The sequence below is a fragment of the Sphingobium nicotianae genome (genome assembly GCF_018603885.1).
Lineage (GTDB): Bacteria > Pseudomonadota > Alphaproteobacteria > Sphingomonadales > Sphingomonadaceae > Sphingobium > Sphingobium nicotianae.
This window is the reverse complement of record NZ_JAHGAW010000010.1, coordinates 175,885-201,237: the sequence shown is the minus strand read 5'-3', so window position 1 is coordinate 201,237 and position 25,353 is coordinate 175,885. Positions and strand designations below refer to the sequence as shown.

25 protein-coding genes are annotated in these 25,353 nt (G+C 66.1%); 11 read left to right on the top strand and 14 right to left on the bottom strand.

Annotation, left to right across the window (positions count from 1 at the left end; all coding sequences use genetic code 11):
• Positions 1 to 173 precede the first annotated feature (173 nt).
• From KK488_RS21440 to ppc, 4 genes are all read left to right on the top strand, one after another.
• The gene (locus KK488_RS21440) at positions 174 to 695 is read left to right on the top strand and encodes a phasin family protein (RefSeq protein ID WP_250890554.1); all 522 of its coding nucleotides are present in this window, start codon (positions 174 to 176) and stop codon (positions 693 to 695) included.
• A 147-nt stretch (positions 696 to 842) separates the two neighbouring features.
• Positions 843 to 1,172: an ATP-dependent Clp protease adapter ClpS gene (clpS, locus tag KK488_RS15785; RefSeq protein WP_246605954.1), complete on the top strand. Its 330-nt coding sequence runs from the start codon at positions 843 to 845 to the stop codon at positions 1,170 to 1,172.
• Between the two features lie 19 nt (positions 1,173 to 1,191).
• On the top strand, positions 1,192 to 1,971 hold the full coding sequence (locus KK488_RS15780; protein WP_214624661.1) for a class I SAM-dependent methyltransferase: 780 nt from the start codon (positions 1,192 to 1,194) through the stop codon (positions 1,969 to 1,971).
• Positions 1,972 to 2,249: 278 nt separating this feature from the next.
• Entirely contained in the window at positions 2,250 to 4,937 is a 2,688-nt protein-coding gene (gene ppc, locus KK488_RS15775; protein WP_214624660.1) for a phosphoenolpyruvate carboxylase, read from the top strand.
• Between the two features lie 93 nt (positions 4,938 to 5,030).
• Here the strand turns inward: ppc and KK488_RS15770 are convergent, their stop codons facing one another.
• Positions 5,031 to 5,384, bottom strand: coding sequence for a hypothetical protein (locus KK488_RS15770; RefSeq protein WP_214624659.1), 354 nt, complete (start codon positions 5,382 to 5,384; stop codon positions 5,031 to 5,033).
• A gap of 208 nt (positions 5,385 to 5,592) precedes the next feature.
• On the opposite strand from KK488_RS15770, the gene KK488_RS15765 reads away from it, so the two are divergent.
• Complete coding sequence (locus tag KK488_RS15765; protein WP_250890520.1) at positions 5,593 to 6,837, top strand: hypothetical protein; 1,245 nt, start codon at positions 5,593 to 5,595, stop codon at positions 6,835 to 6,837.
• An 84-nt stretch (positions 6,838 to 6,921) separates the two neighbouring features.
• On the opposite strand, the gene KK488_RS15760 is transcribed toward KK488_RS15765, so the two are convergent.
• Together KK488_RS15760 and KK488_RS15755 are read right to left on the bottom strand one after the other, a co-directional pair.
• Positions 6,922 to 7,485, bottom strand: a complete 564-nt coding sequence (locus tag KK488_RS15760) for an outer membrane beta-barrel protein (RefSeq protein ID WP_214624658.1) — start codon at positions 7,483 to 7,485, stop codon at positions 6,922 to 6,924.
• A 287-nt stretch (positions 7,486 to 7,772) separates the two neighbouring features.
• Positions 7,773 to 8,228, bottom strand: coding sequence for a peptidylprolyl isomerase (locus KK488_RS15755; RefSeq protein ID WP_214624657.1), 456 nt, complete (start codon positions 8,226 to 8,228; stop codon positions 7,773 to 7,775).
• Between the two features lie 166 nt (positions 8,229 to 8,394).
• On the opposite strand from KK488_RS15755, the gene mgtE reads away from it, so the two are divergent.
• Positions 8,395 to 9,831, top strand: coding sequence for a magnesium transporter (gene mgtE, locus KK488_RS15750; RefSeq protein WP_214624656.1), 1,437 nt, complete (start codon positions 8,395 to 8,397; stop codon positions 9,829 to 9,831).
• A gap of 11 nt (positions 9,832 to 9,842) precedes the next feature.
• A complete protein-coding gene (locus tag KK488_RS15745; RefSeq protein ID WP_214624655.1) occupies positions 9,843 to 10,241 on the top strand; it encodes a DUF1489 family protein in 399 nt (132 codons plus the stop codon).
• A gap of 30 nt (positions 10,242 to 10,271) precedes the next feature.
• Here the strand turns inward: KK488_RS15745 and queA are convergent, their stop codons facing one another.
• On the bottom strand, positions 10,272 to 11,300 hold the full coding sequence (gene queA / locus KK488_RS15740) for a tRNA preQ1(34) S-adenosylmethionine ribosyltransferase-isomerase QueA (RefSeq protein ID WP_214624654.1): 1,029 nt from the start codon (positions 11,298 to 11,300) through the stop codon (positions 10,272 to 10,274).
• Between the two features lie 277 nt (positions 11,301 to 11,577).
• Between queA and KK488_RS15735 the strand changes: the two genes are divergently transcribed.
• On the top strand, positions 11,578 to 12,909 hold the full coding sequence (locus KK488_RS15735) for a M28 family peptidase (protein WP_214624653.1): 1,332 nt from the start codon (positions 11,578 to 11,580) through the stop codon (positions 12,907 to 12,909).
• 48 nt (positions 12,910 to 12,957) lie between these two features.
• Here the strand turns inward: KK488_RS15735 and KK488_RS15730 are convergent, their stop codons facing one another.
• From KK488_RS15730 to KK488_RS15715, 4 genes are all read right to left on the bottom strand, one after another.
• Positions 12,958 to 13,665 carry a peptidylprolyl isomerase gene (locus tag KK488_RS15730; protein WP_214624652.1) on the bottom strand — a complete coding sequence of 236 codons (708 nt, stop codon included), beginning with the start codon at positions 13,663 to 13,665 and terminating at the stop codon, positions 12,958 to 12,960.
• 71 nt (positions 13,666 to 13,736) lie between these two features.
• Positions 13,737 to 14,237 carry a pantetheine-phosphate adenylyltransferase gene (coaD, locus tag KK488_RS15725; RefSeq protein ID WP_214624651.1) on the bottom strand — a complete coding sequence of 167 codons (501 nt, stop codon included), beginning with the start codon at positions 14,235 to 14,237 and terminating at the stop codon, positions 13,737 to 13,739.
• A 22-nt stretch (positions 14,238 to 14,259) separates the two neighbouring features.
• Positions 14,260 to 15,162: a polyprenyl synthetase family protein gene (locus KK488_RS15720; RefSeq protein ID WP_214624650.1), complete on the bottom strand. Its 903-nt coding sequence runs from the start codon at positions 15,160 to 15,162 to the stop codon at positions 14,260 to 14,262.
• A gap of 5 nt (positions 15,163 to 15,167) precedes the next feature.
• A complete protein-coding gene (locus tag KK488_RS15715) occupies positions 15,168 to 15,410 on the bottom strand; it encodes an exodeoxyribonuclease VII small subunit (RefSeq protein WP_214624649.1) in 243 nt (80 codons plus the stop codon).
• 214 nt (positions 15,411 to 15,624) lie between these two features.
• Here KK488_RS15715 and KK488_RS15710 point away from each other — a divergent pair, with 214 nt between their 5' ends.
• On the top strand, positions 15,625 to 15,924 hold the full coding sequence (locus KK488_RS15710; protein WP_250890518.1) for a hypothetical protein: 300 nt from the start codon (positions 15,625 to 15,627) through the stop codon (positions 15,922 to 15,924).
• A 64-nt stretch (positions 15,925 to 15,988) separates the two neighbouring features.
• Here KK488_RS15710 and KK488_RS15705 read toward each other — a convergent pair whose 3' ends face one another.
• Together KK488_RS15705 and KK488_RS15700 are read right to left on the bottom strand one after the other, a co-directional pair.
• On the bottom strand, positions 15,989 to 16,501 hold the full coding sequence (locus tag KK488_RS15705) for a nuclear transport factor 2 family protein (RefSeq protein ID WP_214624647.1): 513 nt from the start codon (positions 16,499 to 16,501) through the stop codon (positions 15,989 to 15,991).
• Positions 16,502 to 16,566: 65 nt separating this feature from the next.
• Positions 16,567 to 17,904 carry a hypothetical protein gene (locus KK488_RS15700; protein ID WP_214624646.1) on the bottom strand — a complete coding sequence of 446 codons (1,338 nt, stop codon included), beginning with the start codon at positions 17,902 to 17,904 and terminating at the stop codon, positions 16,567 to 16,569.
• A 283-nt stretch (positions 17,905 to 18,187) separates the two neighbouring features.
• Between KK488_RS15700 and purL the strand changes: the two genes are divergently transcribed.
• Positions 18,188 to 20,419, top strand: coding sequence for a phosphoribosylformylglycinamidine synthase subunit PurL (gene purL / locus KK488_RS15695; protein ID WP_214624645.1), 2,232 nt, complete (start codon positions 18,188 to 18,190; stop codon positions 20,417 to 20,419).
• 52 nt (positions 20,420 to 20,471) lie between these two features.
• Here purL and KK488_RS15690 read toward each other — a convergent pair whose 3' ends face one another.
• From KK488_RS15690 to KK488_RS15680, 3 genes are all read right to left on the bottom strand, one after another.
• Entirely contained in the window at positions 20,472 to 21,545 is a 1,074-nt protein-coding gene (locus tag KK488_RS15690; protein ID WP_214624644.1) for a CAP domain-containing protein, read from the bottom strand.
• 79 nt (positions 21,546 to 21,624) lie between these two features.
• Complete coding sequence (locus tag KK488_RS15685) at positions 21,625 to 22,167, bottom strand: GNAT family N-acetyltransferase (protein WP_250890516.1); 543 nt, start codon at positions 22,165 to 22,167, stop codon at positions 21,625 to 21,627.
• Entirely contained in the window at positions 22,160 to 22,921 is a 762-nt protein-coding gene (locus tag KK488_RS15680; protein WP_214624642.1) for a methyltransferase domain-containing protein, read from the bottom strand. Before KK488_RS15680 ends, KK488_RS15685 begins: the two co-directional genes overlap by 8 nt.
• Positions 22,922 to 23,117: 196 nt before the next feature.
• On the opposite strand from KK488_RS15680, the gene KK488_RS15675 reads away from it, so the two are divergent.
• The gene (locus KK488_RS15675) at positions 23,118 to 24,338 is read left to right on the top strand and encodes a DUF418 domain-containing protein (protein WP_214624641.1); all 1,221 of its coding nucleotides are present in this window, start codon (positions 23,118 to 23,120) and stop codon (positions 24,336 to 24,338) included.
• A gap of 467 nt (positions 24,339 to 24,805) precedes the next feature.
• Here the strand turns inward: KK488_RS15675 and KK488_RS15670 are convergent, their stop codons facing one another.
• On the bottom strand, positions 24,806 to 25,336 hold the full coding sequence (locus tag KK488_RS15670; protein ID WP_214624640.1) for an FxDxF family PEP-CTERM protein: 531 nt from the start codon (positions 25,334 to 25,336) through the stop codon (positions 24,806 to 24,808).
• Positions 25,337 to 25,353: the final 17 nt, after the last annotated feature.

The following is a 25,353-nucleotide window of genomic DNA, read 5'->3' as shown; positions in this document are numbered from 1 at the left end:
CCGAATGGCCGGTGGCCAGGGCGCCGGTCGCGGATCCGGTCGTGGCGCCTGAACCAGCGCCCGCCATCGAAGCGGCACCGGCGATGGCGCAAGCGCCCGTCGAACCGGCCGCGACGTCGCTCGAACCGCAACCGATTGCTGAGTCAAAACCCGAAACACCAACCCCTCAAGTGATGGCCGTTGCCGACATCTTCCCTGTCGCGGCGCCCCTCAAGACGAAAGGCGATACGATCATGACCGATGTGCTGGAAACCGCGAAGACCTATGCCGAAGAAGCCAAGACCCGGATTCAGGGCGCGATGACCGAGATGAGCGAGAAGGCCAAGGTGGCGATGGAGAAGTCGTCCAAGGCGCTCGAGGAAATGGGCGAGCTGACCAAGGGCAACCTCGAAGCGGTCGTCGAATCGTCGAAGATTGCCGCCAAGGGCGTCGAATCGATGAGCCAGGGCGCCGCGGACTTCGGCCGCAAGTCCTTCGAGAAGACCAGCGCCAGCATGAAGAGCCTCGCCTCGGTCAAGACCCCGGCCGAGTTCTTCCAGCTCCAGAGCGAACTGGTCAGTGCCTTCTTCGACAGCTTCGCGTCGGAGAGCGCCAAGAGCAGCGAAACGATCCTCAAGCTCGCCAGCGACATCTCGCAGCCGATCAGCAATCGCGTGTCGATCGTCACCGAGAAGATGAAGTCCCTGGCTGCCTGATCGCACGTCATCCGGAATGAAGAGGGCGGCTCGCTTCGGCAGGCCGCCTTTTTTATGCTTAACGGCGTTCGGCCCTTGCCAGCGGGCCACCCCATACCCTATTTTTAGGTCATGCAGATAATGGGCGCGCCGCGGATCCAGCCGTTGATGGCCGGACGACAGGATGAAGAAGGTCCGGGCGGGCCGGGCCTGGGTATCGCCACGCGTACCCGCACGCGCACCAAGAAGCCGACGCCTTACAAGGTGCTCATGCTCAACGACGACTATACGCCGATGGAATTCGTCGTCGACGTGCTCCAGCGCTTCTTCCGCATGGACATCGAGCAGGCGACCCGCGTCATGCTCCACGTCCACCAGCGCGGCGTCGGCGTCTGCGGCGTGTTCAGCTATGAAGTCGCCGAGACCAAGGTCAATCAGGTGATGGACTATGCCCGCCAGAACCAGCACCCGCTGCAATGCACGCTGGAGCATGCCTGAGGCATTGGTCTGACCGGAGATGCAGCCGGTCGCCAAACCCGACTTTCTGAGCGCTCAGCAGGGTGCTGCCTTCGAGGATTTCGACGTCGCGCGCTCCTATCGCAACCGTCCCGGTTATGGCGATGCTGTGTTCGATAGGCTGATCGACCTCATGCCGGCATCCGGGCCGATTCTCGATATCGGCTGCGGCACGGGCTTCCTTGCGCGACCACTGGCAAGCCGTGGCTTCGCGGTCGACGCGCTCGACATTTCGCCCGCCATGGTCGAGCTGGGACGCGCACTGCCCGGCGGCCAGCTCCCGAAACTGCGCTGGTCTGCCGTTTCCTTCGAAGAGGCTGGGCATATCGGTCCCTATGCGCTGATCGTCGCAGGCGAGAGCCTTCACTGGATGGATTGGGCGACTGTCCTGCCCAAATGCCGCGGCCTGCTGATACCGGGCGGCAAACTCGCCATCGTCGACAATCGCGCGCTTCCGTTGCCCTGGCAGGAAGATCTGGTGGTCTTGATCGCCCGCTATTCCACGTCGCAACATTATCGCCCATATGACACGGCGCGCGAGATTGCTGCGCGCGGCCTGTTCATCGAGCAAGGTCGTATAAGCACCGACCCTGATCCAATGACCCAATCGATCGAAGCTTATATTGATTCCTTTCATGCCCGCGCCTCCTTCTCGCGGGCCAGAATGGGAGAAGCGGCGAGCGAATTCGATGCTGCCCTCTGCGCCGCTGTCGCAGCGAAAGGCGCCACCGAGGTGATCATTCAGCGAGTCACGGAAATCGTTTGGGGCGAACCAGCCTGAGCCCAACAGGCGCTTTTGAATTCAGCTGGCCGCCGCGTCCGCCTGCGGTCGGGCGCGGGAAGCTTTTTTGCTGTCCTACATGTTTTCGGCCATGCCAGACTGGTGCCCGCTCGGCTTCGGCCAGCCGCTCTTTCTCATCGCGAGCATGCCGCGCGGGAGGCCGGAGAAGCTGCGTGATGGTGTGACTTTCGTGTGACCTTCGGGGGCATTTTGCGAAATCCACCGACGCCTCCACTCCGTCCTTGACCGACTCCCTGTTGCAATGCAGCATCGGTTCCATGGATGCACCCCGGCCCACGATCTCCCAGAACCCCGACATTCGCTATCTCGGGAGGCTGCTGGGGGATGTGATCCGCATCTATGGCGGCGAGCGGCTGTTTCGGCAGACCGAATATATCCGCTCCGCCTCGGTCGATCGGGCGCGCGGAGTAGCGCCGGCCGAGGGCGTCGACTCCGGCCTCTCCGCGCTGACGCTGGACGATACGCTCGCCTTCGTGCGCGGTTTCATGCTCTTCTCGATGCTCGCCAATCTCGCCGAGGACAGGCAGGGCGTCGCCGCCGAGCCGGGCGCGGACGTCGCGAGCGCCGTAGCGAAGTTGGAAGGTGACGGCATCCAGCCCGCGCAGATCATGCAACTGCTCGAAAGGGCGCTGGTCGTGCCTGTGCTCACCGCGCACCCGACCGAAGTGCGCCGCAAGTCGATGATCGATCATCGCAACGTCATTTCCGATCTCATGGTGCTGCGCGACACCGGCGCCACGGAGACCGAACAGGGTGAGCCGATCGATGATGCGATCAGCCGCCAGATCGCCTTGCTCTGGCAGACCCGCCCATTGCGTCGCGAGCGGCTGTTCGTGCGCGATGAGATCGACAATGCGCTCTCTTATTTCCGAGACATCTTCATGCCGGTGCTGCCCGGCCTCTATGCGCGCTGGGACCGGGTGCTCGGCCAGCGCGTGCCCGGTTTCCTGCGTCTCGGCACCTGGATCGGCGGCGATCGCGACGGCAATCCCTTCGTGCAGGCCGATCAGCTTCGCCTCGCGCTGGGCCGCGCCTGCGGATCGACATTGCGTTATTACATGGATGCGTTGCACGAACTCGGCGCGCAACTCTCGATTTCGAGCGAGCTTGCCGCCGTGCCCGCCTCGGTGCGTGACCTCGCGGCCGCTAGCGGCGACGATGCGCCGAGCCGGCGCGACGAGCCCTATCGCCGCGCTATCGCCGGCATCTATGCGCGGGTGGCGGCTACTTACGAGAAACTGATCGGCAGCGCGCCGCCCCGTGTTTCCCGCCTCAAGGGCGTGCCTTACGAGAGCGCGCAGGATCTGCGCGCCGATCTCGCCACGCTTGGTCGCGGCCTCGCCATGGAAGGCAATGGCACGCTGGCATCCGGCGGTGGTCTCGCGCGGCTCATCCGCGCGGTCGAATTGTTCGGCTTCCATCTCGCGACACTCGACATGCGCCAGAACAGTGCCATCCACGAGCGCGTCGTCGCCGAGCTGCTCAAGGAAGCCGGCGTCGAGCCTGACTATCTCGCGCTGGACGAGGAAGCGCGCGTCGCCCTGTTGCGCCGCGAGCTGGCCAGCAACCGCCCGCTCGGCTCACGCTTCGCCCGATATAGCGAGGAGACGACCACCGAGCTCGGCATCGTCCAGGCGGCGGCCGAGGCGCACAGCCTGTACGGCCCGGCCAGCATCACCCATTATCTGATCTCCAAGGCCGAGAGCGTCTCGGACATGCTGGAGGTCGACATCCTGCTCAAGGAAGCCGGCCTGTGGAAAGCGGCGCAGGGCGATCAGCCGCCCTGGGCGCCGATCATGGCCGTGCCCCTGTTCGAGACCATCGCCGACCTTGAGGCCGCACCCGGGATCATGTCCGCCTATTTCGCGCTGCCCGAGATCGGCGCGTTGGTGCGCGCGCGCGGCCATCAGGAAGTGATGATCGGCTATTCGGACTCGAACAAGGACGGCGGCTATCTCACTTCCACCTGGGGGCTCTACGAAGCGAGCCTCGCGCTGACCCCGGTGTTCGAGGCGGCCGGCGTCGCCATGCAGCTCTTCCACGGCCGCGGCGGTGCGGTCGGGCGCGGTGGCGGCTCCTCCTTCGCGGCGATCCAGGCGCAGCCGCCGGGCACCGTGCAGGGCCGCATCCGCATCACCGAGCAGGGCGAGGTCATCGCCGCCAAATATGGCACGCAGGAAAGTGCGCGGATCAATCTCGAGGCCGTCACCAGCGCTGCCTTGCTCGCCAGTCTCGAACCGGAGCGCCTGTCTCCGGCGGACAGTGAACGGTTCAAGCAGGCGATGGACAGGATTTCCTCGCTCGCCTTCCACGCCTATCGCGATCTCGTCTACGAGACGCCGGGCTTCCGCGAATTCTTCCGCGGCCTCACGCCGATCCAGGAGATTAGCGGCCTCAAGATCGGCTCACGCCCGGCCAGCCGCACCAAGAGCAATCGCATCGAGGATCTGCGCGCCATTCCCTGGGTGTTCTCATGGGCGCAGGCGCGCGTCATGCTGCCCGGCTGGTATGGCGTCGGCCAGGCGCTCAAGGAATTTGGCGACGATGCGCTGCTGCGGGACATGGCGCAGGGCTGGCCCTTCTTCCGTGCCTCGATGGCGAACATGGAGATGGTCCTCGCCAAGTCCGATCTGGAGATTGCCGGCCATTATCTGCCTTTGGTCGAGGACAAGGCGGAGGGCGACGCGATCTTCGGCCGCATCCGCGAAGGCTGGCATCTCGCGCACGACCAGCTGCTTACCGCGACCGGCCAGCCGCACCTGCTCGCCGACAATCCCACGCTCGACGCCTCGATCCGCCTGCGCCTGCCCTATATCGAGCCGCTGAACCTGCTCCAGGTCGAGCTGCTCAAGCGCCACCGTGCCGGCGAGACCGATCCGCGCATCAGCGAGGGCATCCAGCTCTCGATCAACGCAATCGCCACGGCGCTGCGCAACAGCGGCTGAGCAACACACCGTTCGTCCTGAGTAGCCACTGAGTTTGTCGAAGTGGCTACTCAGGGCGAACGGGGGTGATGGAGGGGCGATGGAAAGTCAGCCTCAGTCCAGCAATTTTGCGATCGCCGAGATCACGAACGTCTCGCTCGCATCCCCGTCGGTCAGCACCACCTCGCCACCGACCGCCAGCTTTGCGCCGCGAATGTCGAGCTTGGACTGGCGCTCTGCGTCACTCGCATAGGCGCCCATGTCGAGCCGTCCGTCCATCATGAGCGTGAACGGAAACAAGGTCTCGTTCTTGCGGAAGTCGCCGATCCGGCCGAACGCCGGGAACGGACCGCTGCTCGTGCCCTTCTCCGTGTCGAGCTTCAGGTCGAGGATGATCTGCCGCGCAGCCGCCGTATCGGCGTCGGCACCCCGGGGAACAAGGGTGACGCGAACGGGATCGATGGCCATGGCTTGCTCTCCTGGATTGTCGCCTTCGGCGGATGTTGCATGAGGGCATAATCGAGCGCGGCGGGGGCGCCTTGCCCTCACCGGAAATGGTTTCTGTCCTTGACGGATTCGTCCAATCCTCGTCCGGCCCTGCCCGCTATGACGCACGCCTCCGGCACCGCTCTGGTGGATGCGGCAGCTGGCACGGACTGAACAGCAGGGGGATGATATGCTCGATCCAGGTCTTCGCCGCACGGCCCGCATGACGTCGGGCCTGGTCGTGGTGTCATTGCTCGCGGTGCCGGCCGCCACGCAGCAACAGCAGCAGGTGCTGCCGCCGATCGCGCGCTACACGGTCGATGCCGGCACCATGTCCGGCATGGCCGCGATGGGCGGCGGCATCGGCGGCGCGATGTCCATGATGAACGGCGGCGGCAATCGCGCCATGCACGAGATGCTCCTGCGGCTGGGTTCGACCCGCGCGTCGACCGGCGCCGCAAGCGCCGATCACTTCATGCCCGCCGGTGCCCAGCTCGGCAAATCGGTGCCGCTCGTCACCCCGCAGCCGGGCCGATCGGAGCCTGGCGGCTATGAGGCGCAGACGCCCAAGGGCCGGCTGCTTATCTACTGGGGATGCGGCGCGACCGCGCCAAAGGGGCAGCCGATCGTCATCGATTTCGCCAAGGTCGCCAAGGGACAGATGCCTCCCGGCCTCTATGCGCCGCCGATGAGCCTGCCCGGCGAATGGGAAGTGACGCCTGCCAACAGCCGCACCTATGGCGACTGGCCCAATGGCAAGGATCGCAAGACGCTCAGCGCCGCGTCCTCGCTGCTCGGCGCGCACAAAGTGGTGAGCAGCTATGCGCCCGAGATCAATTTCAACCTCGCGCAGGATTTCATGCCGCCGCTGAGTGCGCGGTCGGCCGAGCAGCCGGGCGGTTCGGTGATGCTGACCTGGAACCGTCTGGCGGCCGCGACAGGCTATTATGCCTGGGCCTTCTCCGCGAAGGGGACGGGCCGCGGCCAGCCGACCGACATGGTCTGGTGGGCCTCGTCCGCCACCCAGGCGTTCGGCGGGCCGCTCTGGCAGTGGCTCTCGCCCGCCGCCGTCCAGAAGCTGATCGCCGCGCGCACCGTGATGCCGCCGACGCAGACCAGCTGTCAGATCCCCGCCGAGGTCAAGCAGGCCGGTGGTGAAATGACCATGGGCAGCCTCTATGCCTATGGTCCCGAGCTGCACTTCGCCAATCCGCCGCGCCCCTCCGATCCGAAGGTCGCGTGGAAGCCGGACTGGACGGCGCGCGTTCGCTTCCGCTCGAACACGATGTTCATGATCGGCATGCCGGGCATGGGCGACATGGGGTCGGCGGAACGGGGCGAGCAGTCCGAGGACACGCCGCAGGGCGATGGCAAACCCAAATGCAAGGGCGGTCTTGTGGGCATCGCGATGCGCGCACGGGGCCTGTGCAACTAGCGACACGAAAGTTGCGCTTATGAGAAAGGCGGCCGGTGCTCCATCGAGCACCGGCCGCCCTCCGATCCCAGGAAGAGCAAGGGATCAGAATTTGGCGACGATACCTGCCATCGGGCGGAAGCTATGGAAATTGCCACGCGTATCGACCTGCGCGCGCAGGCGGATATTGCTGCTGTCCTGGCTGCCGCCGAGGTCGGCGAGCGAGAGTTCGGTGCCGAAGCCGTAGGTTGTGCCGTCAAACTTGCGGCTGGTGGACACAGGAGGGCGGGCACTGCCGTCGAACTGCGTCCACTGATAGCCGACCTTGGCGAAGAAGATGCTGTCCTTGCCAGCCTTCACGCCGAAGCGACCGGCGGCGCCGTATTCCCAGTCGATATCCTTGTCGACACCCTTGGCCAGGCTGCCCTCGGCACCCACGAAGACGGGACCGAAATTGTAGTTTACGCCTGCGACGCCCTCGACGATCCAGCCGCGATAGCCGCTCGGCGGACCGCCCTTATACTGGTCGTTATCGAAATCGTGGAGGCCGCCCATCACGCCCACATAGGGCTCGATGCGGCTGGTGGACTCGCCATCCTGGGCCAGGGCCGGGGCAGAGACGCCCGCCGCCAAGGCGAGAGCGAGGGTGGTGAGGGGAAGAGTTTTCATGATACTGAACCTTGTTGTTGAAACAAAGCAGGGGATGGCCCTGCATCGCGATCAGATGTGTCCGATCACCGGTTCAAAATGACCTCCCGGCCTGAACTGTTCCCGAATGAATTGTGGCGGAAAAATGGAAGAGCCCCGCTGTGTCATTTACGCGACACTGCGAGGCCATTCATTTGATGTTCAGTTTTTCTTGGATGGATCGTCGCCTCCTCTAGAGGTCTCTCGATCCAACCCGTTTTATGCTCATATGGGCGTCCCGTTGCGAGACGGATGGCGACGGGCCGTGATCAGTCGCTGACGGTCGCCTTGAGGATCTTGCCCGGTGTGCGCGGCGGCTCGCCCTTGGGCAGCGCGTCGACATATTCCATGCCTTCGATCACTTCGCCCCAGGCGGTGTACTGTCGGTCGAGGAAGGTCGCGTCGTCGAAGCAGATGAAGAACTGGCTGTTCGCGCTGTTCGGATTGCTGCTGCGCGCCATCGAACAGACGCCGCGAACGTGCGGCTGAGCGTTGAACTCGGCCTTGATGTCCGGGAGGTCCGATCCGCCCATACCGGTGCCGGTCGGGTCGCCGCCCTGCGCCATGAAGCCGGGGATGACGCGGTGGAAGACCACGCCGTCATAGAAGCCCTGCTTGGCGAGGGTGGTGATCTGCTCGACATGCGCCGGCGCCAGGTCCGGGCGCAGCTTGATGACGACGTCGCCGCCGCTGTCGAGTGTCAGGGTGAGGGTCTGGTCGGCCATTGAAACGCTCCTTCTGCGCCGCCGGGGGAGGGCGGCATGGAGCGGCCTCCTATAGTGCGTGGGATGCGCAAGGAAAGCCCCGCGCGTTGTTGCATTTGCGAGGCGCATGGGCAAAAGGGTGGCGAGCGCGGCCATGGTGGCCGGGCGCGGGGACAGGGAGACGCGCATGAGCGAGACCGATGCCGCCGCCGCTCCGTCGCGCAGCGATGCTCCAGACCTTGAGCAGGACGCGCCCATCGAGACCAATCTCGACGAGGACGATCATCTGAAGCCCGAATTCGTCGCCGCCGTGCTCGAGGCTGTCGACGAGGGCGATTTCGAGACCGCCCGCAAGCTGGTCGAGCCGCTCCATCCCGCCGATATCGCGGATCTGCTTGAGCTGACGCCTGGCGAGCGCCGCGCCGAGATGACCGAGGCGCTGGGCGATCTGGTCAGCGCCGAAGTGCTGTCCGAGCTCAACGATTATGTGCGCGACGATGTCGTCGAAGCACTGCCCAACGAGCAGATCGCCGAACTCGCCTCCGAGCTGGACACGGACGACGCTGTCGCGATCATTGAGGATCTCGACAAGGAGGACCAGCAAGAAGTTCTCGAGGCGATGGAGCCCGAGGACCGCGCGGCGATCGAGAGCGCGCTCTCCTATCCGGAGGAAACCGCCGGCCGCCTCATGCAGCGGGATCTGGTCGCGGTGCCGGAGCTGTGGAGCGTCGGCAAGACGATCGACTATCTGCGCGACACGGTCGATCTGACGTCGGATTTCTGGGAAATCTTCGTCGTCGATGCGGCTTACAAGCCGATCGGCACTTGCCAGCTGAGCTGGGTGCTGCGCTGCCCCCGCGACATCGCCATGTCGGACGTCATGAAGCGCGACCAGACCCTGATCCCGGTCGACATGGATCAGGAAGAGGTCGCGCTGCGTTTCCAGAAATACGCGCTCATTTCCGCCGCCGTGGTCGATCCGGGCGGGCGCCTCGTCGGCATGATCACCGTCGACGACATCGTGCACATCATTCAGGAGGAGGCCGGCGAGGATATCCTGCGCCTGTCCGGCGCCGGCGATGGCGACATCAACCAGCCGATCCTGCTCACCGTCCGCACCCGCCTGATGTGGCTGCTGATCAACCTGCCGACGGCCATGCTCGCCGCGACGGTGGTCAACCTGTTCGATGCCGAGATCGCCAAATATGCGGTGCTCGCCGTGTTGATGGGCATCGTCTCGGGCATGGGCGGCAATGCCGGTACGCAGACGCTGGCCGTGGTCGTGCGCGCCATCGCCACCAATCAGCTCACCAGTTCGAACACGCGCCGCGTCGTCTTCCGCGAGCTGCGGATCGCCGCCACCAACGGCGTGTCGCTCGGCATCCTGATCGGCATTGGCGCCTTCTTCATCTGGCACAATCCGGCGCTGGCCATGGTGTTCGGCGCAGCGATCCTGATCAACAACATCGTCGCCGGACTCGCCGGCGTGTTCGTGCCGGTGACGCTCGACCGGTTCAACATCGACCCTGCCATTTCCTCGGCCGTGTTCGTGACGATGTGCACGGATTGCATGGGCTTCATGAGCTTCCTCGGCTTGGCGACCCTGGCGGGGCTCGGGAGCTGACCGCCGCGCCCATGACGCTTCACATCACCAAGATCGCCTTCCAGTCCGAGAGCGCGGACACGCTGCGCGCCTGGCTGGAAGGGCATGAGGGGCAGGGCGAGGCCCGTCTTACCACCCGCTATCTCCCCAAGCGCATCGCCGAGATGGACGGCGGCTCACTCTACTGGATCCTGTCGGGCCAGCTGATCGGCCGCAGCCCGATCCTGGGCTTCGCCGAGAAGCCGGACGGCAAGCACTGGATCCGCCTTGCCCCCACGCTCATCCCCGTCGTCCCGCGCCCCAAGCGCGCCCATCAGGGCTGGCGCTATCTCAAGGCGGAGGACGCGCCGCCGGACCTGGGGGGGCTGGGTGAGGGCGATGCGCTGCCCGGCGACATGGCGGCGGAACTGGGCAAGCTGGGATTGCTGTGACGCCCGACTGACGATGGCGAGAAGCTAGCTTCAGGCCGGCAGCAGCAGGCTCGCATCCCCATAGCTGTAGAACCGATAGCCCTGCGCGATCGCGTGCGCATAGGCAGCGCGCATTCGCTCGGCCCCCATCAGCGCGCTCACCAGCATGAACAGGGTTGAGCGCGGCAGATGGAAATTGGTCATGAGGCCGTCCACCGCGCGAAAGCGATAGCCCGGCGTGATGAAGATGCGCGTCTCGTCGGCGAAGGGCCGGATGATGCCATCCTCACCTGTCGCGCTCTCCAGCAGGCGTAGGCTGGTGGTTCCGACCGCGATCAGTCGCCCGCCGGCCGCGCGCACCGCGTTCAGCCGCGCCGCCGTCGCGGCATCGATCCGCCCCCATTCGGCGTGCATACGATGGTCGTCGGTGTCATCCGCCTTGACCGGCAGGAAGGTGCCCGCGCCGACATGCAGGGTCAGCGTCTCGTGCCCGATCCCCGCCGCGTCCAGCGCGTCCAGCAACCCCGGCGTGAAGTGCAGCGCCGCAGTCGGCGCCGCCACCGCGCCTGCCTCGCGCGCGAACATCGTCTGATAATCGTCGCGGTCGCGCGCATCGGTGGCGCGCTTGCTGGCGATATAGGGCGGCAGCGGCATCTGACCGGCGCGCTCCAGCAGGAGCTCGACCGGCTCGTCGCCCAGGAAGCTGAGCGCCATCCCGCCATCCTCGTCGCGCGCGCCGGCCTGCGCCTGCACGTCCGCCGCGAAGTCGATGACGTCGCCCGGCCGCACACGCTTGGCGTTGCGCACGAACACCTGCCAGTCGCGCGGGCCGAGGCGCTTGTGCAGGGTCACGCCGACCTTCGCCTCGCCCCGCCGCCCTTCGAGCTGCGCCGGGATCACTCGCGTGTCGTTGAAGACGAGGCAATCCCCGGCGCGCAGCTGCCCGGGCAGATCGAAGACATGCAGGTCGTGCGTCTCGCCGCCTGCCAGCACAAGCATCCGCGCGGCGTCGCGCGGGCTCGCCGGCCGCAGGGCGATCCGCTCCGGCGGCAACTCGAAGTCGAACAGGTCTACACGCATGGGCTGGGGCCTTTACGCGCCGCCGGACGGCTTGACCAGTCGCGCTCTGGCAGCCGCTGCTCCCTTATCGCTGGAAAGTGCTCATGCATGCTGATTGTCGTTGCCCTGTGCGGTTTTAATGCGCTTGCTTTGGCGATCACGGACCGCCTCGCCGCCGCGCAACCCACCAGCGCCAGGCCTGAAGCCCGTATCTGGACGAGCGTCGGCTATGAGAGAATACGGCGGAGTATCTTGTAACCGCGCATTGCATTCCCTGCTGCACTTGCTAACAAATCGCATGACCAGCCTCGCTCGCGCCCTCGCGCTCTCCGCCCTCGTGTCCGCCACCGCCGTCACAGCGGCGCCCGGCGACTCGACCGCCTGGGACATCGTCTCGGGCCTCACCACCGAGATCGGCCCGCGCCTCGCCGGCTCCGAGGCCGAGGCCCGCGCCCGCGATTGGGCGAAGGCGAGGCTCACCGCCCTCGGCTTTTCGAACGTCGCGATCGAGCCTTTCACGATCAAGGGCTATGTCCGCGGCGAGGATCGCGCGCGTCTGCTCGCCCCTTATCAGCAACCGCTGGCGATCACCGCGCTCGGCTATAGCGGCACGACGCCTGCCAAGGGCATCGAGGGCGAGCTCGTCTATTTCGCGAGCTTCGATGCGCTCAAGGCCGCGCCGGCCGGGTCGCTCACCGGCAAGATCGCCTATATCGATCATGCGATGAAGGCCAATCAGGACGGTAGCGGCTACGGCCCCTATGGCAATGCACGCCGCCAGGGCCCGGCCATCGCCGCGCAGAAGGGTGCGATCGGCGTCGTCATCCGCTCGATCGGCACCGACAACCATCGCAATCCGCACACCGGCGCGACCAATTGGCCGGATGGCGTGAAGCCGATCCCGGCCGGCGCCATCTCCAATCCCGATGCCGACAATGTCGCCCGCATTGCCGCGAAGGGCCAGCCGATGCGCCTGTCGCTGACGCTCACCGGCACGATCACGGACAAGCTGCCCTCCGGCAATGTCATCGGCGATCTGCCTGGCAGCAATCCGTCGCTTCCGCCGATCCTGGTCGCCTGCCATCTCGACAGCTGGGATCTCGGCACCGGCGCGATCGACGATGGCGCGGGCTGTGCGATCGTTACGGCCGCAGCGTTGCGCGCGCGCGCGAGCGGGCCGCTGGTCCGCACGATCCGCGTGCTCTGGGCCGGAACCGAGGAACTGGGCGGCTTCGGCGGCGAGGCCTATGCCAAGGCCCATGCCACGCAGCCGCATGCGCTCGCCATGGAGAGCGATTTCGGCGCGGACCGCGTGTGGAACGTCAAGATGAAACTCGCTCCGGCCAACAAGGCGCTGGGCGATCGCATCGCCGCATCGCTGGCATCTATGGGCATCGTGCGGGCCACCGGCGAGACCGATGGCGGTACCGATGTCGGCCCGATCATCCGGGACCAGAAGCTCGCCGTGATTGATCTGGGCCAGGACGGAACGCGTTATTTCGACCTGCACCACACGCCCGACGACACGCTCGACAAGATCGATCCTGTCCAGCTTGAGCAGAATGTCGAAGCTTGGGCCCGCGTACTCACGATCCTCGGCAATGAAGCGGGGCCGATCAGCGGAGAGTGAAGGCGCCTTTGTAACCCTCTTCCGCGTGCGGAAGAGGGCCTAAACAGCTCAGCCCGCCGGCTGGCTCGGCGCCGGGGCGGCGGCGGCTTGGCCATCGCTCTCGATATAGGCGCGCACGATCTTGGTTGGCGCGGCGGGCGGCTCGCCCTTGGCGATCTCGTCGACGCCCGGCATGCCATCGATGACGCGGCCGAACACGGTATATTTATGGTCGAGCTGCATGCGCGGCATCAGCATGATGAAGAACTGGCTGTTGGCGCTGTCCTCGCCCTGCGCGCGCGCCATGGAGACGGTGCCGCGCATGTGCGGCAGCCAGTTGAACTCGTTATGGAGGTCCGGCAGGTCCGATCCGCCGGTGCCGTCACCCTTGGGATCGCCGCCCTGCGCCATGAAGCCGTCGATCACGCGATGGAAGGCCAGGCCGTTGTAGAAGCCCTTGCGCGTAAGCTCCTTGATCCGCTCGACATGGCCGGGCGCGACATCGGGGCGGAGCGCGATGCGGACATGGCCGCCATCGGAGAGATCGAGCACCCAGGTGTTCTCCGGCGTGATTGGCATCGTGGCCTGCAGCGGCTTGACGCCCGCCTTGTCGGCCGCGGCGCGCAGTGCATCGGCGTCCTTCTTGGCGCGGGCGGCCATTTCGGCCTCCTTCATCACATCTTCGGCGGTTTTGCGTCCCTGCGCGAAGGCAGGCGCGGCGCTGCCGAGCAGGAGGGCGATCGCCACGCCATGGCCGATCAGGTGGGAAACGCGCATTCTTGTCTTCCTCAAAATTTCCAGCCCTCTGGCAGCTCGTGGCTGAACCGGCGCTGACCCGTGAACCGCGCCTATAAGCCTTTTGGCCCGATCCGCGCCAGCATATCCTCACGCACGGTCGGCGACACGAAATTGCTGATGTCGCCGCCGAGATAGGCGATCTCCTTGACCAGTCGCGAGGCGATCACCTGGAGCGACACATGCGCCATCAGGAACACCGTCTCGACGCGCGGATCGAGATACTGGTTCATGCCCGCCATCTGATATTCATAGCCGAAGTCGGCACCGTCGCGCAGTCCGCGCAGGATGATGGAGGCGCCGACCGAGTGCGCATATTCGATCAGCAGCGAATCGAAGGCGCGTACCTCGATCTCGGTATCGGTGATGTCGGCGCATTCCCGCCGCACCATGGCGAGCCGCTCGTCGAGCGTGAACATGGGCGACTTGCTCGGATTGGTGGTGACGCCGATGACCAGCCTGTCGACCAGCTTTGCGCCGCGCCGGATGATGTCCATATGGCCCAGCGTGACCGGGTCGAACGTGCCTGGATAGAGCCCGATGCGTTGCGTCATCCCCGGTCCTTGTCCTCGTCCCTCAGTGGCTGCGGCGAATCGCGAAATCGGCGACGTCGCGCAGCAGATCGGCCTCGCTGCCGAAGCCGTGGAGATGATCCTTGGCCTGATCGACCAGCAGCTGCGCTTGCGCCCGCGCCTGGTCGACGCCCATGAGCGAGACGAACGTGGCCTTGCCCGCCGCGGCATCCTTGCCGACCGCCTTGCCGGTCACGGCCGCGTCCCCCTCGACATCGAGCAGGTCGTCGGCGATCTGGAAGGCGAGGCCGAGGTCGCGCGCATAGCCGCGCAGGCCGACGCGCCTCTCCTCGGGCACGCGAGCGAGAATGGCGCCCGCTTCCATGCAGAAGTCGACCAGCGCGCCGGTCTTGAGCTGCTGCATGCGCGTCACGGTCGGCAGGTCGTAAGGGCTGGCCTGCGCGGCGAGGTCCATCATCTGGCCGCCGGCCATCCCCGCCGGACCGCTCGATAGCGCCAGCGCGCGGACCAGTTCGCAGCGCGCGAAGGGGTCGGGATGGGTGCGCTCGTCGACCAGGATGGAGAAAGCCAGATCGTGCAGGCAATCGCCCGCCAGGATCGCGGTCGCCTCGTCGAACGCCCTGTGAACGGTCGGCTTGCCGCGGCGCATATCGTCATCGTCCATTGCCGGCAGGTCGTCGTGGATCAGCGAATAGACATGGATGCACTCGACGGCGAGCCCCGTGCGCACGGCGCTCTCCCAGCCGATGTTGAAGAGGTCGCAGCTCGCCTTGACGAGCAGCGGGCGCAGCCGCTTGCCGCCGCCGATCGCGCTGTGCCGCATCGCTTCATAGAGCCGCGCGCGCTGATCCTGCGGCACGGCGAGGAGCTGGTCGAACTGGCCGTCGATCGCCTCGGCCATCGCTGTCAGGGCGGCGTCGAGCCTGGTCGGGGCATCCACGCGCATGCCGCTCATTGCGCCGGATAGGGGGCCGTCTTGGTCGCGCCGTCCGCGCCGGTCATGATCTGCTCGATGCGCGCCTGCGCCGCGTCCAGCCGCCGCTGGCATTGCGCGCGCAGCTTGTCGCCTTCCTCATAGAGGGTGATCGACTGGTCCAGCGGCACATCGCCCCGCTCGAGCTGCTGGACAATCGCCTCCAGGCGCCGGAGCGCTTCCTCGAAGGTCAGGGTTTCGGTGTCGGCTGCATCTGCCATGCGCCTGCATTGACCCGCCGCCCCGGCAGGGTCAAGCGCCCAGTCTGCCTCTCATGGAAAAATGGCGTATTGTCATGGAAATTGAGTTGACCGGCAGGTTTCGAGCCGCAATAGCAAGCTTGTTATGAAAACCCTTCGCACTCGCACAACCCTCGCTGTCGCGCTCGGCGCGGCCGTCCTTGCTCTGGCTGCTTGCAAGAAAGAGCCCGAGACCATGAACACCGGCACTGTCGATCCGATGGCGGCCGAGCTGGCCAATGCGGCTCCCCCGCCGCCGCTGCCGATGATCAAGTCGAGCCACCCTTATCGGTGCAAGGACAACAGCCTCATCTACGTCGATTTCATGACCGACGACGTCAGCGCCAATTTCAAGGCCAAGCAGGAGGCGCCGATCACGCCGCTCAAGGCGCCCGAGAAGGGCAAGCCCTTCGTCTCGGCCGACGGCAAGACCACGATCACTGCCGGTGAAGGCAACACGATCACCTTTAACGGCCAGTCCTGCAAGTTCGGCTGATCAGCCCCTTCCAAGCTTCCCCTCATCAGGCCGGTCCGCGAGGACCGGCCTTTTTCATGCGCGCTTATTGTGCCGGGGCCGGTGCCGGCGGGCGTGGCGGGTAAAGCTCGGCGCCATCCCAATGCTCGTCGGCCTTGCCGTCGACGAAGCGCCACATGTCGAACCAGCTCGTCGTGTAGGTCTTGCCCGGATCGGTCGGATGCTTGAGCGTGCGCGAGATCACCACCGCGACCAGATCCTTGTCGGCCAGCACCGCGACGACCGGCGTGGTCAGCTTGTCGCAGGTCGGCGTGCGCGGGCGCGGCGCGAAATATTTCATGACCGGCGCAAGACCCGAGACGACATTGGGATTATGCTGCAGGTAGCGCTCGGTCAGCCACTGGCCCGCATCGCTCCAGTGATTGCACTGCAGCAACTCGCGCATGATGTGCAGCGCGGCCTGCTTGTTCCGGTTGATGACCGGATCTTTGTCGGTGAACAAGGACTCCGGATTGGCGACGCCCACCACCGGCTCCTGGGCCAGCGCGGGAGCGGTGACGCTGCACAAGGCGGCGGCGACGATCATCTGACGAAACATGGGCGGTCCTCTCTCTCCTGATGTCCGCCCCAGCTTGGCGCAGCGCGTCGAACCCGGCAAGCGTGTTAACGAGCCGGTTTCGCCACGAGGTCCATCGGCATCACCGTGTCGGAGAGCACATGCCGCATCCGCGCCCAGCGTGTCTTCGCGTCCGGCTTTCCGCGCTCGACAAAGCCGCGCACCAGATCCTGCCCGAGATAATAATTGATCGTATAACTGCGATACTGATCGAAAAAGGCGATGCCCTGCTCAGCGCGCTTCTGCGTGGTGAGCTGGTATTTCTGAAACAGCTCCAGCGTCTTCGCGCGGTCGATCGTGCCGTCGAGATAGAGCTTGGCGAGCGTCATGCGCGAAGCACCGAGCTCGGTCGTCGCCTTGCGCACGTCCCAGAGCGCCTTCGCCTCGCTGGGGTCGAGCCCGGCCAGCGGGAACAGGGTGTCGCGCTCGAAGGCGAGCTGTTCCTCGCCGGGGAAGGCGAGGTCGATGCCGTAATTGGCGCTGCCTTCGGAGATCAGGCTCTGCGGCGCGTAGAGCGGATTGACCCAATATTCGTGCCAGCCCTTGCCGCGCACCAGATTGCGCTCGATCATGATGTTGAGCACATGATGGCCGGGATAGCCCTCGTGACAGCCCAGGTCGACCGCGCGGCCGATCCGCACCGGCAGGTCGGTATTGACCTGGATCAGGCTGTGATAATTGCCCTTGTAGTAATTATAGCCCGACCAGCTCTTGCCGGTGACGAACTCCAGGTCGAAGCTCTCCTCCTTCGGCAAGTCGAAATAAGCGAGGGTGCGGCGCCGGCATTCGGCGATGGCCGCCTCCATCACCGGGCGCAGCCTGTCCTTGGGCACGATGAAGCGGTCGTTGAAGGCATCGACGCGCGCCGCCAGCGGGCCGTCGCCGGGCACCAGCCTGTCGAGCTTGGCGAGGATCGCGTCGTAATAGCTCAGTGGCTTGAGCTGTGGCTTCACCGCGAACAGCCCCAGCGCTTCCTGGTCGAACGGAAAGCGCTTGCCGCCGATCATCGCCAGCCGCATCGCCGCCGCCCGGTAGAAACCGCGCAGAGCCTTGGCGCGGCCGAGCGCGGCGGGATCGCGCAGATGCGGGATGACGCTCCTGTCGAGCTGCACGACCGCCGCGCTCGCCGCCTGCTCCAGCGCGCCGCGCGAGCGGGGCTTGGCCTCCGCTTTCGTCCGCAGATCGGCCGGCCCGTAATAAGCGTCGACGAAATCCGGCTCATAGGTGCCGATCTCCAGCACCAGCGGCACGAAGGCGTCGGCGAGGCGGGTGAGGGTGGCTTGCGGTGAGGGTGGGGCGGTGGTCTTGGCGATGACTGGACGCGGCGTCGCCAAGACAAAGAGGGGCAGAGCGAGCGCGCCGATGCGGACGAGTGATTTGATCATGACAACACTTTGACGGCGCGCTTTCGCACTGTCGAGCCTCGTCGCACCACATAAGCCCCTTTCAAGGGAGGGCGCCTCAGGTCGGTCATGCCCCCGGCATGACCTAAACAGCGCGGGGCGCTGTTTACCTGATGCGGGGTGGGTGTCGCGCAGCGATCTGCAATGTCGCCAGCCCCACCCCAACCCCTCCCCTGAAGGGGAGGGCCTATAATATGGCCCGCAATATGGTTCGCATCGCCTACACGAGGTTGTCTCTCCCGCCGCACGACGATAAAGGCCCCTCATGTCGACAAACGCGCCCGCCATCACGCCCCAGATCGTTGCCGACCACGGCCTGACCCAGGAAGAATATGATCGCGTCGTGCGGGCGATCGGCCGGGAGCCGAACCTCACCGAGCTCGGCATCTTCTCGGTCATGTGGAGCGAGCATTGCTCCTACAAGTCGAGCCGCATCCATCTGAAAAAGCTCCCGACGACGGCGCCCTGGGTGATCTGCGGCCCGGGCGAGAATGCCGGCGTCATCGATATCGGTGACGGCCAGGCAGCCATCTTCAAGATGGAGAGCCACAACCACCCGAGCTACATCGAGCCCTATCAGGGCGCGGCGACGGGCGTCGGCGGCATCCTGCGCGACGTCTTCACCATGGGCGCGCGCCCGGTCGCCAACATGAACGCGCTGCGGTTCGGCCGGCCCGATCACCCCAGGATGAAGCATCTCATCTCGGGCGTCGTGCGCGGCATCGGCGGCTACGGCAATTGCGTCGGCGTGCCGACCGTCGGCGGCGAGACCAATTTCCATTCGGCCTATGACGGCAACATCCTCGTCAACGCGATGACCGTCGGCGTCGCCGAGACCGACAAGATCTTCTATTCGGCCGCTTCGGGCGTCGGCAATCCGATCGTCTATGTGGGCTCCAAGACCGGCCGCGACGGCATTCACGGCGCCACCATGGCGAGCGCCGATTTCGGCGAGGATGCCGAAGCCAAGCGGCCCACGGTCCAGGTCGGCGATCCGTTCACCGAGAAGCTGCTGATCGAGGCCTGCCTGGAGCTCATGGCCTCGGACGCGATCGTCGCCATCCAGGACATGGGCGCCGCGGGTCTCACCAGTTCCTCGGTCGAGATGGCCAGCAAGGGCGGCGTCGGCCTGCGGCTCGACATGGACAAGGTGCCGCAGCGCGAAGCGGGCATGACCGCCTATGAGATGATGCTGTCGGAGAGCCAGGAGCGCATGCTCATGGTGCTCAAGCCCGGCCGTGAAGCCTTTGCCGAGGCGATCTTCCACAAATGGGAGCTGGACTTCGCGGTCATCGGCGAGGTCACCGACACCGGCCGCATGGTCCTCGTCCATCATGGCGAGACGGTGTGTGACATTCCGCTCGGACCCCTTGCCGACGACGCGCCTCTCTATGACCGGCCGCACGTGCCCACGCCCGCGCTGGCACCGCTCGCCAATGTGCCCGACACGGCGAATATCGCCGACGATCTGCTGAAGCTGGTCGGCTCGCCCGATCTCGCCAGCCGCCGCTGGATCTGGGAGCAATATGACCATATGGTCGGCGCCGACACGATCCAGCGCCCGGGCGGCGACGCGGCCGTCGTGCGCGTCCACGGCACGGGCAAGGGCCTGGCGATCAGCACCGACTGCACGCCGCGCTATTGCTTCGCCGATCCCGTGGAGGGCGGCAAGCAGGCCATCGCCGAGTGCTGGCGCAACATCACCGCAGTCGGCGCGACGCCGCTCGCCACGACCGATTGCATGAACTTCGCCAATCCCCAGCGGCCCGAGATCATGGGGCAGTTCGTCGGCTGCATCGAGGGCATGGCGGCCGCCTGCACCGCGCTCGACTTCCCGATCGTTTCGGGCAATGTCAGCCTCTACAACGAGTCCAAGGCAACCGGCGGCGGCAGTGCCATCCTGCCGACGCCCGCCATCGGCGGTGTCGGCCTGCTGCCGGACATCGAGCGCATGTGCACGATCGCGTTCAAAGGCACCGGAGACATCATCCTGCTCGTCGGCGAGCGCTCCGGCGATCTTGGCCAGTCGGTCTGGTTGCGCGAAATCCACGGCCTCGAAGGCAAGGATGCCGGCCCGCCGCCACGCGTCGATCTTGCCGCCGAGCGCCGCACCGGCGATTTCATCCGCGAGGCGATCCGCTGCGGCGCGATCACCGCCTGCCATGACGTGTCGGACGGCGGCGTCGCCGTCGCCATTGCCGAGATGGCGCTGGCCAGCGGCATCGGCGCGATGCTCGACCAGCCGCTCGCCGGCACCGCGGCGCAGAGCTATTTCGCCGAGGATCAGGGGCTTTACGTCATCACGGTGCGTGATGCGGCGCTGGTCGAGTTGCTCGCCATGGCCGAGATGAAGGGCGTTACCGTGTCACGGCTTGGCCGCACCATCGCCGGCCGGATCATCTTCGAGTTGCCCGAGAGCGACCATGCCGTCCCGCTCGACGCCCTGCGCGCCGCGCATGAGAGTTTCTTCCCGAGCCTGATGGACGCGGAAATCTGAAGAACGCGGGCTGGGCGGCTGAATGCCGCGCCAGCTTCCCGCTGCTGCGCGGTTACGGCACGATCTTGAACGTATAGCTATAGCTCGTCTGTGGCGCCCCGGTGACGCCGCTGATCGTCACCGTATAGCTGACATTCGGCTGCAGGTTGGCGACGCGCCACTGGATGTTGTTGGGCAGGCCGTAGCCATTATTGTCCTTGGCCACGTCCGTCACCGTGAGGTTGGTCGAGCCGTTGGCGACCGACACCGTGGCGCTGGCGAAGCTGACGCTGCCGTTCGCCCCTCGGCTGCCGGTATTGGCGACCACCGAGAAGGAGAGATAGTCGCCGGTGCCGAAATAGCGCGTCGGATAGTTGCCGTAAGGATAGGCGACGAAGGCGGGAAGGCCGGTCGGGGTCGCGGGCGTGGCGGCGAAGCCGAACACCTTCATCGATGCGGTGTCGGCCTGGCCGCCGCCGATGAACTGTTGCGTCACCCTGCCATAGCTGATCTTGCCGAGGAAAGGATCGAGCACCCAGCGGCGATGGCCGATGTCGATCGAGCCATTCTCGGTCAGCCACAGGGCGAGGAAGCTGTCCTCGGTCGACCAGCCCAGGCCGTTGCCCGTGCTCCACGCCCCGATCAGATTGCTCGATCCGGCGCCGGTGGCGCCAAGGCTGGTGTAGCACAGCCAGCTCGTCGGCGGCGTGTGGCTCAACGTCTTGTTCGCGGCCATCATCAGCGAGGAGTCATCGACCTGCTGATCGTCCGCCGACGAATAAGTCACCGCCGGCAGATTGTGCAGCGCCCGCAGCGCGTTGAGCCGGGTGAGGAATTCGGTGCGAACGCTGGTCTTGAGCGTGCCCGTCTTGCAGGTCGCGACATCGGGCTGCACATCGTAGAGCGCCGCCGCCAGGCCCGACCATGTCGTCGGTGCGGGGGTCGGTGTAGGCGTCGGGGTGGGCGCGGGCGTGGGCGTGGGCGTGGGGCTCGGCGTCGCCGTGGGGGAGGGCGTTGGCGTGGGGATCGTCGTGGGCGTGCCGCTGGCGCCGCTGTCGCCGCCACAGGCCGTGAGCATCAGGGCGAGGCTGCTGGCGATCGCAAGCGATGCCGCCTTGCGTGACCGGATGAAGTTATGCTGTGTCACGACCCTGTCCTCCCTGTTCTGTGATCCACGCTATGCGGTAATGATGGATCAGAGGTGAACGCGCGGTGCGACGGATCGTTCAATCTCGCCGATAAATGAATTCGGCATCGCGATGCTCGCCGACCATGAAGTGATAATCGCCAACCTTGCGGAACCCCGCGGCGGCATAGACTGTCTGCGCCTTTTCGTTCCCCGACCAGACGCCGAGCCAGAGCGGCCCGGGGAAATGCGTGCCCAGCCAGTCGAGCGACGTCGCGAGCAGCCGCCGGCCCAGCCCCAGGCCCTGCGCATGGCCGCGCACATAGATCTGATAAAGCTCGCCCGATCGCGCCGTTACCTCGGGGTGAGGCAGCTTGCAGGGGCCGGCATGGGCATAGGCCAGCAGCGTGCCGTCATCCGCTTCGCAGACCCAGGTCGCATGGCTGGTATCGGCCAGCTCGGCCGCGATCCGCCCCTCGCCATAACTCTCCGTCTCGAACCGGGCGAGATCAGCGGGCGGATAGGGGATGCCGAAGCCGTCGAGGAAGGTCTCGCGGAAGCAGGCGAGTTTAAGCGCCGCGAGCGTGGCAATGTCGGCTGTCGTGGCGGGGCGAAGGGTGCCTCCGGGCGCGGGGTCAGGCATGGGTGATGCGGCCATAAAGCACATGATAGCGCGTCTCGCCGCCCTGTCCGTCAAAATAGTTGATGACGCGGCGCATCGCCGCCGGTCCCAGCGGCTGGTAGTCCGGCCGTGGAACATGGGCGCCGATGTCCCGGAAATGGCGGATCAGGGCCTGGCCGCCACGTGCGGGCAAGGGGTGCTGCGCCTCGCTGACCGAAGTGTCGCCGAAACCATGGAGCATCTCGCCCAGTTCGGCGAGGCTAGGGTAGCGCGGCAGTCCGGCCGCCAATCCTTCGGCCGCATGCGCGGCGCGCCAGCTGGCGAAACTCTCCGCGCCCATGGTCGCGAAATACAGGCTGCCGCCGGGGCGGAGCAGGGCATGCAGCCGCGCCAGCGCCAGCGGCAGATCGTCGAACCATTGGAAGGTGAGGCTGGAAAGGATGAGGTCGAACTGTGGTCCCTCGAAGACCGGTACCTCGCCATCCATGGCCATCAGCCGCGCGGTGATGCCCGCGCGCGCCGCCCTGTCGATCATCGCGGGCGCGATGTCGGTCGCGGTCAGCTCGGCCTGCGGCCAGCGCGCCGCGATCTCGCGCGTGAGCAGCCCCGTGCCACAGCCAATCTCGAGAATCCGCGCCCCCGGCGCGAGGCGCACATGCCCCGCCATGTCGGCCAGCCGCTGCGCGACGGTCCGCTGGACGTCAGCCCCTGCGTCATAGCGCTCCGCCGCGGCGGCGAAGGCCGCGCCGATCAGGGCTTTGCGTGCTGTCTTCATGCGGGCCGCATGCCACCGCCGGGGAGCCAGGTCACGTCAAAAGGCGAAGGGTTTCGCGCTTGAGCTCTCCACCCCAGGCTGTCCATCGCAAGCGCAACGCCCGCCTCGCAGCCGACATTCGCCGGCATCGCAATTTGCCCACCCACCAGCCACTCTGGGCGATTCCCAAATCGATCCGCCTGCTCTAGGAAGCGCCATGGCTGATGAGAGTTTCCGCATAGACGGGCTGGATTTTCTGCGCGGATGCGCGGTCATGGGCATCCTGCTCGCCAATATCGTGCTGTTCGCGCTGCCCTTGCCGGCGCTTTACAATCCGTTCGGCATCGGCACGAGCGGCCCGGTCGATCTCGCCGCATGGCTGTTCAATTTCCTGTTCGTCGACGGCAAGATGCGCGCCATCTTCGCGATGCTGTTCGGCGCGGGCATCCTTCTCGTCATGGAATCGGCGGAGATGGACGGGCGCGACGGCTTTGCCGCGCATCGCCGGCGCATGCTCTGGCTGCTGCCGATCGGCCTGGCGCACTATCTCCTGCTCTGGTCGGGCGACATCCTGCTGCTGCTGGCCTTGTGCGGCCTCGTCGCGACCCTGTTCGTGCGGTTCGAGACGCTGTCCCTGATCAAGCTCGCCCTCGCGCTTATTCTGGGACAATGGCTGATCGACCTGTCGGCCGTGCTGCCCGGATTCTGGCTGCGTGCTCATGCCGGGAGCGCGGACGCCACGGCCCATCTCATGGCGCATTGGCGCCTCTATGCCGATCAGCTCGGCATGGGCGACAGTGTTGCGGCGACCAGCGAGCGGGCGCATTATCTCGGCACCTATGGCGGGATCCTCCAGTTCCGCTTGGCGCGGTTCCCCGGCGATGCACTCGACCAGCTCGTCTATGCCATGCCGGAAATGCTGGCCTTCGTCGCGCTCGGCATGGCGATGCTCAAGGGCGGCTTCCTCGCCGGCCAGTGGCGCGCCGAGCAATATCGCGCGACATGGCAGCGTGGGCTGCTGGTCGGTCTCGTGCCGATGGCCGGGCTGGCCCTGTGGGTGCTGCTCTCGCGCGATCCGCTTGCGGTGCAGGCGGCGAGCTTCGGCTGGTCGCTGCCACTGCGCCTGCCGTTTGCCGTGGCGCTGGCCGCGCTGGCGATGGAGATTGCCGGGCGCGTGCCCGATGCGGCGATCGTCCGCGCCGTGCGGTCGGTCGGCCGTCTGGCGCTGTCCAACTATCTGCTGACCAGCCTCGTCATGACGAGCCTCTTCTATGGCTATGGCGCCGGCCTGTTCGGCAGCCTGAACCGCGCGGCGCTGATGCTGGTCGCGCTCGCCATGTGGGCCGTGATGCTCGCCTGGTCGCCCCTGTGGCGTCGCTCGTTTGGGCAGGGCCCTGTCGAGCGGCTTTGGCGAAGCCTCGCCCGCAGCGCGAGGTAGGGCGCCAGCGGATCACGTCGAAGTCACGCAGTGGCGTGGGCCTGATCTTCTCGCGCCGCCCGGCAGCGCTCTTGCGTCTTGCAGACATCCGGTGTCGGCGGGATGCATGTGGCGCAATGCGGTTGGCTCGGTTCAGATTGACCCGGCATGAGTGTTCCCGTGGAAGCAGGAACTCAGAGCGTGACGGACGAACCCGCAGCCCCGGGCTCCTGCTTCCGCAGGAGCACTGATTTAACGCACGCGGGACCGACTCTATCGTGGGTGCCTGACCGGCCAGCCTGCTCCCGCCGCGTCGGCCGCTCGACGGGGGCGATTGTCCCCCGTGCGACGCGATAGAGGCCTCGAACAAGCACGCGAGGGAATGAGGCGCGCAAAAAAAACGCCAGCGATCCCACAATCGCTGGCGCCCATCATTTGTCGAAGCGGGAAGGGCAGGGGCCGGGCCCCGACCCTTCCAAGCCGGATATTTAGCTGAACGCGACGACCCGCGCGCGACGACGCAGCGACACGCCGACGGCGGCGACGCCTGCGAGCATCATCGCCCAGGTTGCGGGCTCGGGAACGGCCGGCGTGCGCACGTCGATCGTGCCGCCGAAGCTGGCGCTGCCCTGCGAGGCGCCGACGAACTTCAGATAGTAGCTGCCGGCGGCCAGATTGAACGTCGTCGGCACGGCGCCGAACGCGATCGGGCCCAGCGAGGTCATCGCGCTGTCGAGCAGCTCGGCCGAGGTGAAGCTGATCGGGCCCCCGGTCGCGGCGGTGTTGGTCGCCGTGATCGACAGCACATAGGCGGTCGACAGGTTGATCTGATAGCTGTCTGTGAACGACTGCGGCGAGGTGAAGCTGTCGCCGAAGCTGCCGGTCATGTTGACCTCATTGAACGTGCAGAAGCTCAGGCCCGAGTTGCCGGGGCAGACGATCGACACGGACGCATGTGCAGCCGGCGTCACGCTCAGCGCTGCGATAGCGGCAGACGCCGCCCAAATAATTTTCTTCATGATGTACTCCCACAACG

Excerpts from the sequence above, each read along its gene's own strand:
- KK488_RS21440 (WP_250890554.1), top strand. The coding sequence starts at position 174 with ATGGCCGTTGCCGACATCTTCCCTGTCGCGGCGCCCCTCAAGACGAAA.
- clpS (WP_246605954.1), top strand. The coding sequence starts at position 843 with ATGGCCGGACGACAGGATGAAGAAGGTCCGGGCGGGCCGGGCCTGGGT.
- KK488_RS15780 (WP_214624661.1), top strand. The coding sequence starts at position 1,192 with ATGCAGCCGGTCGCCAAACCCGACTTTCTGAGCGCTCAGCAGGGTGCT.
- ppc (WP_214624660.1), top strand. The coding sequence starts at position 2,250 with ATGGATGCACCCCGGCCCACGATCTCCCAGAACCCCGACATTCGCTAT.
- KK488_RS15770 (WP_214624659.1), bottom strand. The coding sequence starts at position 5,384 with ATGGCCATCGATCCCGTTCGCGTCACCCTTGTTCCCCGGGGTGCCGAC.
- KK488_RS15765 (WP_250890520.1), top strand. The coding sequence starts at position 5,593 with ATGCTCGATCCAGGTCTTCGCCGCACGGCCCGCATGACGTCGGGCCTG.
- KK488_RS15760 (WP_214624658.1), bottom strand. The coding sequence starts at position 7,485 with ATGAAAACTCTTCCCCTCACCACCCTCGCTCTCGCCTTGGCGGCGGGC.
- KK488_RS15755 (WP_214624657.1), bottom strand. The coding sequence starts at position 8,228 with ATGGCCGACCAGACCCTCACCCTGACACTCGACAGCGGCGGCGACGTC.
- mgtE (WP_214624656.1), top strand. The coding sequence starts at position 8,395 with ATGAGCGAGACCGATGCCGCCGCCGCTCCGTCGCGCAGCGATGCTCCA.
- KK488_RS15745 (WP_214624655.1), top strand. The coding sequence starts at position 9,843 with ATGACGCTTCACATCACCAAGATCGCCTTCCAGTCCGAGAGCGCGGAC.
- queA (WP_214624654.1), bottom strand. The coding sequence starts at position 11,300 with ATGCGTGTAGACCTGTTCGACTTCGAGTTGCCGCCGGAGCGGATCGCC.
- KK488_RS15735 (WP_214624653.1), top strand. The coding sequence starts at position 11,578 with ATGACCAGCCTCGCTCGCGCCCTCGCGCTCTCCGCCCTCGTGTCCGCC.
- KK488_RS15730 (WP_214624652.1), bottom strand. The coding sequence starts at position 13,665 with ATGCGCGTTTCCCACCTGATCGGCCATGGCGTGGCGATCGCCCTCCTG.
- coaD (WP_214624651.1), bottom strand. The coding sequence starts at position 14,237 with ATGACGCAACGCATCGGGCTCTATCCAGGCACGTTCGACCCGGTCACG.
- KK488_RS15720 (WP_214624650.1), bottom strand. The coding sequence starts at position 15,162 with ATGCGCGTGGATGCCCCGACCAGGCTCGACGCCGCCCTGACAGCGATG.
- KK488_RS15715 (WP_214624649.1), bottom strand. The coding sequence starts at position 15,410 with ATGGCAGATGCAGCCGACACCGAAACCCTGACCTTCGAGGAAGCGCTC.
- KK488_RS15710 (WP_250890518.1), top strand. The coding sequence starts at position 15,625 with ATGAACACCGGCACTGTCGATCCGATGGCGGCCGAGCTGGCCAATGCG.
- KK488_RS15705 (WP_214624647.1), bottom strand. The coding sequence starts at position 16,501 with ATGTTTCGTCAGATGATCGTCGCCGCCGCCTTGTGCAGCGTCACCGCT.
- KK488_RS15700 (WP_214624646.1), bottom strand. The coding sequence starts at position 17,904 with ATGATCAAATCACTCGTCCGCATCGGCGCGCTCGCTCTGCCCCTCTTT.
- purL (WP_214624645.1), top strand. The coding sequence starts at position 18,188 with ATGTCGACAAACGCGCCCGCCATCACGCCCCAGATCGTTGCCGACCAC.
- KK488_RS15685 (WP_250890516.1), bottom strand. The coding sequence starts at position 22,167 with ATGCCTGACCCCGCGCCCGGAGGCACCCTTCGCCCCGCCACGACAGCC.
- KK488_RS15680 (WP_214624642.1), bottom strand. The coding sequence starts at position 22,921 with ATGAAGACAGCACGCAAAGCCCTGATCGGCGCGGCCTTCGCCGCCGCG.
- KK488_RS15675 (WP_214624641.1), top strand. The coding sequence starts at position 23,118 with ATGGCTGATGAGAGTTTCCGCATAGACGGGCTGGATTTTCTGCGCGGA.
- KK488_RS15670 (WP_214624640.1), bottom strand. The coding sequence starts at position 25,336 with ATGAAGAAAATTATTTGGGCGGCGTCTGCCGCTATCGCAGCGCTGAGC.